14 protein-coding genes are annotated in these 12,734 nt (G+C 70.2%); 7 read left to right on the forward strand and 7 right to left on the reverse strand.

Annotation, left to right across the window (positions count from 1 at the left end; translation table 11 throughout):
* Positions 1–57 precede the first annotated feature (57 nt).
* Positions 58–732 carry a DedA family protein gene (locus ABTZ89_RS25720; protein ID WP_351049171.1) on the reverse strand — a complete coding sequence of 225 codons (675 nt, stop codon included), beginning with the start codon at positions 730–732 and terminating at the stop codon, positions 58–60.
* 164 nt (positions 733–896) lie between these two features.
* Between ABTZ89_RS25720 and ABTZ89_RS25725 the strand changes: the two genes are divergently transcribed.
* The 3 genes from ABTZ89_RS25725 (at position 897) to ABTZ89_RS25735 (ending at position 4,193) form a co-directional block, all read left to right on the forward strand.
* Complete coding sequence (locus ABTZ89_RS25725; protein ID WP_351049174.1) at positions 897–1,250, forward strand: twin-arginine translocase TatA/TatE family subunit; 354 nt, start codon at positions 897–899, stop codon at positions 1,248–1,250.
* A gap of 467 nt (positions 1,251–1,717) precedes the next feature.
* On the forward strand, positions 1,718–3,118 hold the full coding sequence (locus ABTZ89_RS25730) for an MFS transporter (RefSeq protein WP_351049176.1): 1,401 nt from the start codon (positions 1,718–1,720) through the stop codon (positions 3,116–3,118).
* Between the two features lie 244 nt (positions 3,119–3,362).
* A complete protein-coding gene (locus ABTZ89_RS25735) occupies positions 3,363–4,193 on the forward strand; it encodes a VOC family protein (RefSeq protein ID WP_351049179.1) in 831 nt (276 codons plus the stop codon).
* 27 nt (positions 4,194–4,220) lie between these two features.
* Here the strand turns inward: ABTZ89_RS25735 and ABTZ89_RS25740 are convergent, their stop codons facing one another.
* From ABTZ89_RS25740 to ABTZ89_RS25755, 4 genes are all read right to left on the reverse strand, one after another.
* On the reverse strand, positions 4,221–4,808 hold the full coding sequence (locus tag ABTZ89_RS25740) for an ankyrin repeat domain-containing protein (RefSeq protein ID WP_351049182.1): 588 nt from the start codon (positions 4,806–4,808) through the stop codon (positions 4,221–4,223).
* 122 nt (positions 4,809–4,930) lie between these two features.
* Positions 4,931–5,428, reverse strand: a complete 498-nt coding sequence (locus ABTZ89_RS25745; protein ID WP_270953697.1) for a nucleoside deaminase — start codon at positions 5,426–5,428, stop codon at positions 4,931–4,933.
* 15 nt (positions 5,429–5,443) lie between these two features.
* The gene (gene cynS, locus ABTZ89_RS25750; RefSeq protein WP_270953698.1) at positions 5,444–5,914 is read right to left on the reverse strand and encodes a cyanase; all 471 of its coding nucleotides are present in this window, start codon (positions 5,912–5,914) and stop codon (positions 5,444–5,446) included.
* Between the two features lie 47 nt (positions 5,915–5,961).
* Entirely contained in the window at positions 5,962–6,567 is a 606-nt protein-coding gene (locus tag ABTZ89_RS25755) for a carbonic anhydrase (protein WP_270953699.1), read from the reverse strand.
* Positions 6,568–6,683: 116 nt separating this feature from the next.
* On the opposite strand from ABTZ89_RS25755, the gene cynR reads away from it, so the two are divergent.
* Together cynR and ABTZ89_RS25765 are read left to right on the forward strand one after the other, a co-directional pair.
* Positions 6,684–7,577 (forward strand): transcriptional regulator CynR, encoded by an 894-nt coding sequence (gene cynR / locus ABTZ89_RS25760; protein WP_351049188.1) that lies wholly within the window; start codon positions 6,684–6,686, stop codon positions 7,575–7,577.
* A 169-nt stretch (positions 7,578–7,746) separates the two neighbouring features.
* A complete protein-coding gene (locus ABTZ89_RS25765; protein ID WP_351049191.1) occupies positions 7,747–8,796 on the forward strand; it encodes a methyltransferase in 1,050 nt (349 codons plus the stop codon).
* Positions 8,797–8,841: 45 nt separating this feature from the next.
* On the opposite strand, the gene ABTZ89_RS25770 is transcribed toward ABTZ89_RS25765, so the two are convergent.
* Positions 8,842–9,411, reverse strand: a complete 570-nt coding sequence (locus tag ABTZ89_RS25770) for a dienelactone hydrolase family protein (protein WP_351049194.1) — start codon at positions 9,409–9,411, stop codon at positions 8,842–8,844.
* A 224-nt stretch (positions 9,412–9,635) separates the two neighbouring features.
* Between ABTZ89_RS25770 and ypfJ the strand changes: the two genes are divergently transcribed.
* Positions 9,636–10,559, forward strand: a complete 924-nt coding sequence (ypfJ, locus tag ABTZ89_RS25775; RefSeq protein ID WP_351049197.1) for a KPN_02809 family neutral zinc metallopeptidase — start codon at positions 9,636–9,638, stop codon at positions 10,557–10,559.
* 5 nt (positions 10,560–10,564) lie between these two features.
* Here the strand turns inward: ypfJ and ABTZ89_RS25780 are convergent, their stop codons facing one another.
* Complete coding sequence (locus tag ABTZ89_RS25780) at positions 10,565–11,575, reverse strand: Lrp/AsnC family transcriptional regulator (RefSeq protein ID WP_351049200.1); 1,011 nt, start codon at positions 11,573–11,575, stop codon at positions 10,565–10,567.
* A 95-nt stretch (positions 11,576–11,670) separates the two neighbouring features.
* Between ABTZ89_RS25780 and ABTZ89_RS25785 the strand changes: the two genes are divergently transcribed.
* The coding region (locus tag ABTZ89_RS25785) for an amidohydrolase (protein ID WP_351049203.1) at positions 11,671–12,734 on the forward strand (1,064 nt) is incomplete at its 3' end.

The following is a 12,734-nucleotide window of genomic DNA, read 5'->3' on the forward strand; positions in this document are numbered from 1 at the left end:
ACGTCGCCGGTGCACATCGTGCGCGCGGGCCACGTCGTGGACCTCGGCTGATCGCGGTCACTGCTCCGCGCGGGGGGTCCGAGCCGCTTCCGCCGCCGTGCGGCGAGCTCGGACCTTCCGCCACAGCACCACGGCGACGACCACCGCGACCACGGCGATGAGCACGAACCAGCTGGCTTCGCCGAGGACGTCCTCGACGTAGCGGGCCGACGCTCCCGCGCCGGTGCCGATGCCGACGTGCAACGTCGACCAGCACAGGGCACCGGCGGCCGATGCCGGGAGGAACCGCCGGAAGCGCAGGTCGGAGGCGCCCGACGCGGCGGGTGTCAGGGTGCGCAGCACGGGCAGGAACCGGCCGACGAACACCGCGCCCGCGCCGTGCTTGCGGAGCTGGTCGGCGGCCCGGTCCCAGTGCTGGCGGCCGATGCGGCCGACCAGCTTCGTCTCGCGCAGGCGCTGCCCGTAGCGGTGTCCCAGCCAGTACCCGATGGTGTCACCGGTGGTGGCGCAGAGGGTGACGACCAGGACCATCGCCACGAAACCGAACACGTCGGTGATGGCGGAGGCGGCGATCAGCAGGCCGGTTTCGCCCGGTATGACCATGCCGAGGCCGATGGTGCACTCGGCCAGCGTGAGCGCGCCCGCCGCCGCGATGACCAGCGGTAGGGGTAGCTGCGCCAACGACGAGAGCAACTCCCCGAGATCCACCGCGCCCTCCGTGCTGGTCCTCATCGGACCGTTTCGCCCGGAACGGTCCCCCCGTCGCCACCATAGCCGCGGTGGCCGGGCCGGAACTGGTGTCCGGAGCCGCTCGTTCGCGTGGCGTTCCGGCGCCCGTTCGACGGTGCCAACCGGCCCGGTGAGTACTCTGCGTGGGGGGTTTGGAGGTGGTCGGCATGAGCTTGCCGCACCTGGCCGTTCTGCTCGTCGCAGGTCTGTTCATCTTGGGCCCGGAACGGCTGCCGCAGACCGCCGCGTGGGCGGGGCGCGCGCTTCGCCAGGTCCGAGAGCACGCCACGGGCGCCCAGCAGCGGCTCCAGGAGGAGTTCGGCGACGACCTGCGCGAACCGCTGGAGCAGCTGCGAGAGCCCCTCCAGCAGCTCAACGCGCTGCGCAATGCCGACCCGCGACGTGCAGTGGTCAACTACTTGCTCGACGATCGCGCGGATTCGCATTCGACGACGGCCCGCCCCTCGCCGCGCGGGCTGAGCGGTGGCGAGAAACCGCCGTTCGACGCCGACGCGACCTGATCACCGGAGTCCGGTTCGAAACTGATCGAACAAATTTCTGAATTGGGTGTTGAGTCGCGGTTCTCGCGCGCTCGATTCCGGGCGAAGGTGAAACTGCAGTGGCTCGAGAGGAAGTTTCCCGGAAGGTGGCCAGCCTGCTTCCGCGGCGTGAGATCTCAGGTATCCGCTGGTCTCGGGCTTGCGAATCTGGCCTGATGGGGCAGGATCGTGCGGGTGGCACGCGTCGTCTTTCCGCTCCGAATACCACTATGCGAATTGTCTTCGCATACCTCCGGCGATCTCCGTTGTGCTCGAAACATTCGGTTTGCATGATTTGCCCGGTTGCAACGTGATGGATATACCTCTTTTCGCATCCGGGGCGGCGATCCACAATTCCACGCACTATTGTTCTTCGGCATGTTCGCTTTCCGATGGAAAACACCGGAGCTCGTGGACCTGCTGGCCGACCGGGCCGGGCGGTGCGCGCGGTGACGGCTGAGGAGCACGCCGGGTCCGGCATCCGTTCGGTCGAAGGCGTCACCGTGGTCGACCCGGGCCTGGTGCGCCGGGCCGTCGCGGCGGCGGCCGTGGGCAACGTGACCGAGTGGTTCGACTTCGGCGTCTTCGCCTACCTGGCCACCACGATCGGCAAGGTCTTCTACCCGGAGTCCAGCCCGACCTCGCAGCTGCTGGCGACCTTCGGCACCTTCGCCGCGGCGTTCCTGGTCCGCCCGCTCGGCGGGATGTTCTTCGGGCCGCTCGGCGACCGGATCGGGCGCACCCGGGTGCTGGCCACCACGATGATCATGATGGCGGCCGGGACGTTCTGCATCGGCCTGATTCCCAGCCACGACGCGATCGGGCTGGCCGCGCCGATGCTGCTGCTGCTCGCCCGGCTCGTCCAGGGCTTCTCCACCGGCGGTGAGTACGGCGGCGCGATGACGTTCATCGCCGAGTACGCCCCGGACAAGCGGCGCGGGTTCCTGGGCAGTTGGCTGGAGTTCGGCACGCTGACCGGCTACATCCTCGGCGCGGTGATCGTCGCCGTGCTGACCGCCGCGATGCCGGAGCCCGACCTGCTGTCCTGGGGCTGGCGCATCCCGTTCCTGGTGGCCGGACCGCTGGGCATCGTCGGCATGTACCTGCGGATGAAGCTCGAGGAGACACCGGCGTTCGCCGCGCTGGTCGAGAAGCACGAAGCGCAGCAGAAGGAACCGGTGAAGGGGGAGTTCAAGGAGATCTTCCTCCAGCAGTGGCCGGCCATGCTGGTGTGCGGGGCGCTGGTGCTGGTGTTCAACGTCACCAACTACATGCTCACCGCCTACATGCCGACCTACCTGACCGACGCGCTGCCGCCGGTGATCGGCGAGACCGAGTCCTACGTCCTGCAGATCGTGGTCATGGCGGTGATGCTGGTCGTGATCACGTTCATCGGGAGCATCAGCGACCGCGTCGGGCGCAAGCCGGTGATCATGGTCGGGTGCGTGGCGCTGGTGGTGCTGTCGGTGCCGTCGGTGCTGCTGATCCAGCAGAACACGGTCTCGACGGTGTTCGCCGGGCTGCTGATCATGGGTCTGACGCTGGTGATCTTCAGCGCCACCATGCCGTCCACGCTGCCCGCGCTGTTCCCGACGCACGTCCGGCAGGGTGCGCTGTCGATCTCGTTCAACATCTCGGTGTCGTTGTTCGGCGGCACGGTCGCCACCGTGATGACCGCGCTGATCGCGGCCACCGGCGACCTGATGTGGCCGGCCTACTACCTGATCGGCGCGGGCATCATCGGCGCGATCGGGGTCTGGTTCACCAAGGAGTCCGCGGCTCGTCCGCTGCCCGGAGCGACCGCTTCGGTCGGGACCGAGGAGGAGGCGAAGGCGGCCGCCGGTCGCTGACCCCACCTCGAGCTGCACCGCGAACCCGCCACCGCCGCCCCGATCGGCGGTGGCGGGTTTTCGTCCACTGTGGACCTCGCAGCGCTGCGACCGGCATCGTCGGGCGAATTGGCGCCGTTACTCCGAAAGCAGTGCTCTGTCCGGGTGTTTGACCCGATCGTGATCTCCGTTGCCGGGGTCCTCCGTCGGGGGAGGGGCGCATAATGACCCGGACAAGTGATCTTGACGCGCTGGGGGGCCGAACATGTCCGTCGAGAACGCTCGCTGGGACATCCCCGCCGGGATGCCCTGCTGGATCGAGCTGGTGACCACCGACGTGCCGACGGCCTGCGGGTTCTACGGCCGGCTGTTCGGGTGGGAGTTCGAGGAGCACGACGATCCGCGCGAGGGCTCGCACGTGATCGCGCACCGGGACGGCTACCCGGTGGCCAGCATCCGCGAGTCCGCGGACGGCCGCTCGAAGTGGCGGCTGTTCCTGGCGACCCCGAACAGCGCGGTCACCGCGGCCGAGGCGGGCAAGCTGGGCGGGCAGGTCGTCGTGCCGCGCAGCCGGGTGCCGGGCCTGGGCGTGAAGATGGTGCTGACCAGCCCGTCGGACGACGAGTTCGGCCTGCTGGAGCCGGACGCGCAGTGGCAGTTCGACGTCGGCCTGCCGGGCACCCTGGTGTGGGCCGAGCTGGTCACCATCAAGGCGCAGACGGCCGACCACTTCTACGGCGGCCTGTTCGGCTACACCGGCGAGCAGTTCGGCACCGACCACCTCTCCGACTACGAGGTCTGGTACCTGGGCGGCGATTCGGTGCTGGCCCGGGTCAGCATGATCCGCGACCACATCAGCCCGGACGCGCACTCGCACTGGCTGGTCTACCTCGGCGTGGACGAGGAGATCGGCACCGACGAGATGGTGCGGACGGCGGTCGCCCTCCACGGCCGGATCCGGGTGGACCCGTACGACTGCAGCCTCGGACGGGTCGCGGTGCTGCGCGACCCGATGGGCGCGCGCTTCGCGCTCGTCGACCCGTCCCAGGCCACCGATTACGGCTCAGCGGGCAACGACGACCCCTACGACGACTGACCGGTCCTGCCTGGAGCGCGGCGGTGCTCAGGCGGCCTCTCGCAGCAGGTCCGCGATCTCCTTCTGACCGGCGGCCCGGGCGTGGTGGAGGGCCGTCACGCCCTCGCCGTCCGGGATGGCCGGGTCCGCTCCGGCGTCGAGGAGCATCTGCACGATCTGCTGGTAGGGACGGCTGCCGTCGCCGAGGATCACGGCTTCGAGCAGACCGGTCCAGCCGAGGTTGTTGATGTGGTTGACGTCGATCTCGGTGCGCAGGACCGCCCGGACGTAGTCGACGTGGCCGCGTTCGCAGGCGGGGATGAGCGCGACGCCGCCGAACCGGTTGGTGATGGTGACGTCGGGACCGGCGGGCAGCAGCACCCGGAGCATCTCGACGCTGCCGGTCACCCCGGTGGCCAGGAACGGGCTGTCCCGGCGGTCGTCCTGGGCGTTGGGATCGGCCCCGGCCGCGACGAGCTCGCGGGCGACGTCGACGTGATCGCTGAGCACGGCGAGCAGCAGCGGCGTGCGCTGGTGCGCATCGCGGGCTTCCACGTCGGCGCCGGACGCGAGCGCGGCGCGGACGTCGGCGAGGTTGCCGGTGGTGGCCGCGTGGAGGAGTCGGTGATCGGCCATCGAGGTCCTTTCCTGGGGCTGAGAACAGGGTGCGCCGCCACCGGTGACGGGGGAGGGACCGGTGGCGGCGCCGGAGCCAGGAGATCACAGGGGTGGGGTGATTCCCAGCAGTTCCTCCGCGATCAGGCTGTGGGTGCGCCGGCGACCCGTCGTTCGCCGCCGTTGCGCTCCTGCCAGTCCTTGTAGACGTCGACGGCCGCATCGCTGGGTTCGTGGCGCATCGGCAGTCGGCGCTCCCGCCAGTCCTTGGCGAACTCGGAGTAGAACGTGTCGAGCTCGAAGTACTTGCGGTCGTCCACGTAGTGCGGCTCGTAGGCCTCGCGGGTGGTCAGGAAGACGACCTCGTCGGGGCTGCAGTAGTACAGCGAGCCCAGGCACATCGGGCAGGGGTGCGCCAGCACGTAGATGGTGGTGCCGGTGAGGTGCTCGGTGCCGAGCTTCGTGCACGCCTCCCGGATGGCCAGGACCTCGGCGTGCGCGGTCGGGTCGCCGGTCTGCGCCACCTTGTTGGGGCTTTCGGCCACGATCTCGCCGTCCTTGGCGATGACGGTCGCGAACGGGCGGCCGCCCTCCTCGACGTTGCGGCGGGCCAGGTCGATGGTGCGCTGGATGAAGTCCACTTCGTCTCCCGGTTCTCAGAAGGGCTTGGTCGGCAGGTACTTGCCGTCGAGGGTGATCACGGCTCGTTCGCCGCCCTCGGGGTCGGCGACCTTCTGGACGTCCAGGCGGAAGTTGATGGCGCTGATGATGCCGTCGCCGAACTTCTCGTGCACCAGCGCCTTGAGCGTGGTGCCGTAGACCTGGAGCATCTCGTAGAACCGGTAGATGGTGGGGTCGGTGGGCACGCCGCCGGGGATCGAACCGCGGGTCGGGACGGTCTGCAGCAGCAGCACCGCGTCCTCGCCGAGCTCGAGGAGCTCAGCGACCGCCTTGGCGGCGGCCGCGGGCAGCGCGTGCTGGCCCAGCAGGGCGGCCGTCACGAAAGCCTCGGAGAAACCGGCGGTTTCGGCGATCTGCTGCCACGTGAGGTCCTTGCGGGTCTTGCTCTCGACCGCCGCGATGGCGAGTTGCTGGCGGGCGGTGGGGTCGAACTGGGCGTGCACCACGTTCGAATTCCTCTCTTCTGGTGTGTTGCGGGATCCGGTTCCGGTGCTCATGCGGCCGGAACGGGAGCGATCAGGTCGTCGCGGCCGAGTTCGGCCACGGTTCCGGTGGCGATGTCGAAGACCCAGCCGTGCAACGAGATCTGGCCGCTGGCGGCCGCTCGGGCGACGGACGGGTGGGTCATCAGGTTCGCCAGCTGCGCGAGCACGTTGTGCCGCACGAGCACGTCGACCTCGCCGTGCCAGTCCGCAGCGGCGGCGCGGGCCAGCGAGGCGTCCGCGTGGCGCAACCACCCGGCGGTGGTGGGCAGGGCGGACATGTCCTGGTTCTCGGCGAGGGCGGTCATGGCGCCGCAGGCGGAGTGCCCGCAGACGACCACGTCGGTCACGCCGAGCGCGTTGATGGCGTACTCGATGCTCGCGGTGATGCCGTCGGCGTCCGCCGAGTGCGCGGGGACGAGGTTGCCCGCGGTGCGGATGACGAACAGCTCGCCCGGCTCCTGCTGGGTGATCAGCTCGGGGACCACGCGGGCGTCGGAGCAGCCGATGAACAGCGTGCGGGGCCGGTGCGTGGTGGCCAGCTGGGCGAACAGCTCGGCCTTGGTGGGGAAGACGCCCTGCTGGAACCGGCGAATGCCGTCCGCGAGGTGCTGCATGGACCCTCCTCCTGCAGGTGTCGTTTGCTTGACCACCACAACCATGCATGAGCTGGACCTATAGTGTCCAAGTCGCAGATGTCATCGAAACGATTGCTGGCATCTATAGTGGAGGTGTGACCGTGGAACTGCGCCACCTCCGCTACCTGCTGGCCGTCGCCGAGCAGGCGAACTTCACCCGCGCCGCCGAGGAGCTGCACATCTCGCAGCCGACGCTGTCGCAGCAGATCAAGCAGCTGGAGAAGGCGCTGGGCGTGCAGCTGCTCGACCGGACCGGGCGGTCGGTGCGGCTGACCGACGCCGGTGCGACCTACGTCGACCACGCGCGCCAGGCGCTGCGCGATCTCGAGGCCGGTCAGCGCGCCGTGCTCGACGTGCAGGACCTGACCCGCGGGCACCTGCGGTTGGCGGTCACGCCGACCTTCACGGCCTACCTGGTCGGGCCGTTGACCGGTGCGTTCTGGGCCGCGTACCCCGGGATCAGCCTGGACGTGCGGGAGATGACCCAGGACCGGATCGAATCCGCCCTGCTCGCCGACGAGCTGGACCTGGGCGTGGCGTTCAGCGGAGAGCACCTGCCGGGCATCGACAGCGCCCCGCTGCTGACCGAATCCCTCAGCCTCGTCGTCGGCCGGCGCCATCCGCTGGCCGGCCGCCAGGCCCCGCTGCCGGTGGCGGAGGTGGCAGATCAGCCGCTGGCGCTGCTCAGCACGTACTTCGCCACCCGAGTCCAGATCGACGCCTACTTCGCCGAGCAGGGCGCGCAGGTGCAGGTCGCGGTGGACGCGAACTCGGCCACCGCGCTGATCGAGATCGTCCTGCGGACCGATCTGGCGACCATCCTGCCCGACGCCGTCACCCGTGAGCACCCCGAGCTGCACCCGATCCCGCTGGAGCCGGCGCTCCCGACCCGCACGCCCTGCCTCCTGCGTCGCGAAAGTGCTTACCAGAGCGCGGCATTGCGAGAGTTCGTGCGCATGGCGCGGGAGATGCAGAAGCTGGACAGGTAGCCCACCGGAGTCCGATGTGGACTCGACCGTGCGGGATCAACGCTGAATCCGCCGGTTGCAGCAACGAGATTCGCGCGTGCGCGCTTCTCGGGCTATTCCCCGGAACTCGGAGTCGATCTGTGACACCCTCGGCCAGGCGACCTTGGTTGCCTGGAACTCGGGGGAAGACATGCCGTTCAAGAGCGAGCTCGCCCAGCCGTCGGCCGCTGAAGCGGAGCGGACGCGCAACGCGGACGCGGTCATGGGGATGCTGACCGGGCACTGGACGGCCCAGATCACCCGGGCCGCCGCTGATCTGCGGATCGCCGACCACGTCGCCGCGGGCGCCGCCACGGCGCAGGAGATCGCCGAGGAGGAATCGAGCGATCCGGACACCACGTACCGGCTGATGCGCGCCTGCGCCAGCCTCGGTCTGCTGGTCCACGAGGGCCGGCGCCGCTTCCGCCTCACCGCGCTCGGCGAGGTGCTGCGCGAAGGTGTGCCCGGGTCGCTGCGGGAGGCCGCCCTGGTTCAGAGGGCGCCGGGTCACTGGCAGAGCTGGGGCCTGCTCCCGGAAGCGGTGCGCTCCGGTGGCAACCAGGTCGAGCAGGCCCTGGGCGCCGACATCTTCACGCACTTCAGCCGGAATCCAGCCGAGGCGGGCCTGTTCTCGAAGTTCATGTCGAACATGACCGGCATGGTCATCCAGGACGCGATCTCGCTGCTGGACCTCGACGGGGTGGGCCGGGTGGTCGACGTCGGCGGCGCCGAGGGCGCCCTGGTCCTCCAGCTGATGCGGGAGCACCCGGACGTCGAAGGCCAGGTGTTCGACCTCCCGCACGTCGTCGAGGACGCCCGGCGGGCCGCCGGAGAAGCCGGGCTGTCCGACCGCTTCACCGCAGTCGGCGGGGACTTCTTCACCGACGTTCCGGAGGCCGACTACTACCTGCTCAAGAACATCCTGCACGACTGGGCCGACGAGCAGTGCCGCACCATCCTCCGCAACTGCCGCCGGGCGGCGCGCCCGGGAGGCCGCGCGCTGGTGATCGAGGCGCTGATCGGTGACATCGGCAAGCCCGACCAGGCCGTGCTCATGGACATGAACATGCTCGCCGTCTCGGAGGGCCTCGAGCGCGACCTGGACGAGTTCGACGAGCTCTTCGCCGCTACCGGCTGGAAGCGCACCGACATGAGGGCGACCCGCTCGCTCTACTCGCTGATCGAGCTGGAAGCGATCTGAACGCGTCCCAGGTGATCACCGGTGGGCAGCACTGCGGCCCGCGGCTCAGAGCGAGTCGATGAAGTCCAGCGACGCGGCCCAGGCCTTCCGGGCGGCTTCGGGGTCGTGATCGGGCAGGTCCGGATCTGTGAACAGGTGCCCGGCGCCGGGGTAGCGGTAGATTTCCACGTCCGCCCCGGCCCGCTGCATCTGCAGGTACCAGGAGTTCAGCCAGTCGTCGGTCTCGAACGGGTCGGGGTCGGCGACGTGCAGCTGCACCGGCAGGTCGTCGACCTCGGCGTTCTCCGCGATGTCGGACGTGCCGTGCAGGAGCAGCAGGCCGCGGGCCTTCTCGTCGGCCAGCGCGAGGGTCTGGGCCATGGCCGCACCCATGGAGAGCCCCGCGTACACCAGTCCGCGGGCGCTGAGCGGAGCGGCGACCTGCACTGCCCGGCGCAGCAGCTCGTCGCGGCCGATCTCCTCGCTGATGTGCTGGCCGTCCTCGACGGTCTCCGCGGTCCGGCCGTCGAACAGGTCGGGGACGTGCACCTCGTGGCCGGCCTCGCGCAGCCGGTCGGCCGCGGCGTGCACGGCCGGCCGCAACCCGTACGACGAATGAAGCAGAAGGATGTCCACGTCGGACATCCAATCAGCTGCCCCCGACCCGAGCCGGACGGAGGGTCGCACCGGAAAGCTCAGCGGGCCCCGGCACCGGGGTGGTGAACATCGGGCGCCGGGGGTGTTGCGCGCGCAACACCGGCTCACCGCACAAGATCGGTGGAGCACCGCGGCCGGATATCGTGTCCGGCGAGCAAGACGTCCGCACGCCGGTCGGCGCGCGGTTCTCCAGGAGGAATTCGGTGCGGTTCAACGAGAACGCGGAGCTGGACACGTCCCAGGTCCAGGAAGCCGGTGGTTCCGGCGGAGGCTTCGGGGGCGGCGCGATCGCGGTCGGTGGCGGCGGACTCACCGTCGTCGGGGTCGTGATCTTCTTCCTGATCAGCAACTTCCTCGGCGGTGGCCAAACCCCGCTGCCGCTGAGCCTCGACCAGCTCCCCGCCGGTCAACAGGCGGACGATCAGCGGCTCGCGCAGGAGTGCCGCACCGGGGCCGACGCCAACCGCCGCGACGACTGCGCGCTGGTGGCCTCGATCAACTCCATCCAGGGCTACTGGAACGACCAGTTCAAGCGCTCCGGCGGCCGCTACCGGACGGCGCCGACGAACTTCTTCCGCGGCTCCGTGCAGACCGCGTGCGGTGGCGCGACCTCCGACGTCGGCCCGTTCTACTGCCCGGCCGACTCCGAGGTCTACATCGACCTGGACTTCTTCAAGGACCTGCAGACCCGGTTCGGCGCCCGGGGCGGACAGTTCGTGGAGGCCTACGTGCTGGCCCACGAGTACGGCCACCACGTGCAGAACCTGCTGGGCACCTCCTCGAAGGTCGACCCCCGCAAGACCGGACCGACCTCGGGCGCGGTGCGGCTGGAGCTGCAGGCCGACTGCTACGCGGGGGTGTGGGCCAACCACGCCACCACGGTGCCGACCAAGTCCGGCCAGCCGCTGATCGAGGACATCACCCAGGACGACGTCAACCGCGCCCTGGACGCCGCGGAGCACATCGGCGACGACTTCATCCAGGCCGAGCTCGGCGGTGGCCGGGTGGACGAGAGCAAGTTCAGCCACGGCAGTTCGGCGCAGCGCGAGAAGTGGTTCACCACGGGCCTGCGCAGCGGGAACCCGAACGCCTGCAACACCTTCGACCCGAAGGTCAGCCTCGGCTGAGCCGGTCAGGGGCTGCTGCGGGTGTCGAGGGGGACGGAACCGGTCGCGTGGCCGCGTTCGTCCAGGAGCCGGCCGACGAGCTTCACCGGCCGCACGACGATGCTGCGGTCCACGATGTCCAGGTTCGGCAGCAGCCGGCTCATGTGCGTCTCCAGGTCCTGGACGTCGGCCAGGGACCGCTGCCACACCGCGATGATCACGTTGTGCGGCCCGGCCGTCGAGGTCACCGCGCGGACCTCCGGGATGCGGGCCAGGGTGCGCGCGGTGTCGTCGAGGTGGGCCGGGGGAACCCGAGCGAAGAACCACGCGTAGACCGGCCACCCGGACTGCGTGCGGGCGAGCTCGCAGCGCAGGCGGAGCTGCCGGCTGGCCAGCATCCGGGCCATCCGCCGCCGGACCGTGCTCGTGCTGGTGCCCGCTGCCTCGGCGAGCGCCGCGACCGGGGTCCGGCCGTCGGCGGCCAGCGCCACCGCGATCGCCCAGTCCTGCTCGGTCAGCTTGACCAGGCCGGTGGTGGGGCCGGGTTCCCAGGCCATCCGCGCGGCCTGCTCGTGGTCGAGGGCGCGCAGCCGCCAGCGGCTGGCCTCGGTGTAGATCCGGACGGCGGGGTGGCTGCGCACCTGCTGGAGGTGCTCGACCCGGCTCATCCGCTCCAGCAGGTAGCGGGACAGGACCTGCGGATCCGGGGTGCTGACGGTGACCAGCACGTCGCGTCCGCCCGCGGTCACGTCGACGGTGATGGCCTGCGGGTCGTCGGCCAGCTCGCGCGCCACGTCCACCCCGCGTCCCGGTTCGCAGACCAGTTCCACGAAGGCGGTGGCCTGGGTGGGGGTGGTCGGGGGATAGGCGGAGATCCAGGCCAGCCCGGCGCGCTCCAGCCGCGCCCACCTGCGGGCGGCGGTGACCGGGTCGATGCCGAGCACGCCGCCGATCAGTGACCAGGGCGCGCGGGGATGGATCTGCAAGGCGTTGACCAGTGCGAGATCGACTTCGTCGAGGCTGGCGTGATCGTGCATCTGAGATGAGTTCCTGCGGCGATCCTGCATTTGAGCGGACCGAAGCGTCTCATCGCTGACCCTTCCTGTCCAGGACGGACCAGGGAGGCGCGGACGTGAGCGGTCAGGACACCACGGCACTGCAGGAGTCGGTGCGCGACGAGCAGCAGCGCTGGCAGGAGCGGCTCCTCCAGCTCAGCCGCAGCCTGCACGCGGAGCCGGAGCTCGCCTTCGCCGAGTACCGCTCGGTGGAGAAGGTCACCGAGCTGCTCGGTGCGGCGGGTTTCGCGGTGGAGCCGGGCCCGGACGACGTGCCGACGGCGTTCACCGCGGTGCGCGGCAGCGGGGAGTTCACCGTCGGCATCTGCGCCGAGTACGACGCGCTGCCGGAGATCGGCCACGCCTGCGGGCACAACATCATCGCCGCGGCCGCGGTCGGCGCCGCGATCGGGCTGGCCGCCGTCGCCGACGAGCTCGGGATCCGGGTCAAGGTCATCGGCACCCCGGCCGAGGAGCACGGGGGCGGGAAGGTCCTGCTGCTGGAGCGGGGCATCTTCGACGACGTGACCGTGGCGATGATGGTGCACCCCGGGCAGGCCGACGTGCACCCGGCGACCTTCGCCAGCCAGGCGGTGAGCCGGTTCGCCGTGACCTACGAGGGACGGGCCTCGCACGCCGCCGCCGCGCCGCACCAGGGCATCAACGCCGCTGATGCCGCAGTCGTCGCCCAGGTGGCGATCGGGTTGCTGCGCCAGCAGATCACGGGTGACTGCCGGATCGGCCTGTTCGTCCGGGAGGGCGGCGCGGTCACCAACATCATCCCCGAGAAGTCCGTCGTGGACTGCGAGGTGCGGGCCTTCGACGTCGAGTCGATGTCGGCGCTGCAGGAACGCGTCATGGCCTGCTTCGACGCCGGGGCGCGGGCCAGCGGCGCCACGATGTCCGTCGAGACCACCGAACCGCTCTACGCCGACCTGGTGCAGGACCCGGCGATGTCCGACCGGTTCGCCGCGCACATCGAGGCATTGGGCCGGGAGCTGAGCGAGACCCACGGCCTGCGCGGTGGGTCCACGGACATGGGCAACGTCTCGCACGTCGTGCCCAGCATCCACCCGTCCATCGCGATCATCGGCTGCGAGTTCCCGCCGCACACCCGCGGTTTCGCCGCCGCTGCGGCGAC

This window comes from Saccharopolyspora sp. NPDC002686, from assembly GCF_040295745.1.
GTDB classification, from domain to species: domain Bacteria; phylum Actinomycetota; class Actinomycetes; order Mycobacteriales; family Pseudonocardiaceae; genus Saccharopolyspora; species Saccharopolyspora oryzae.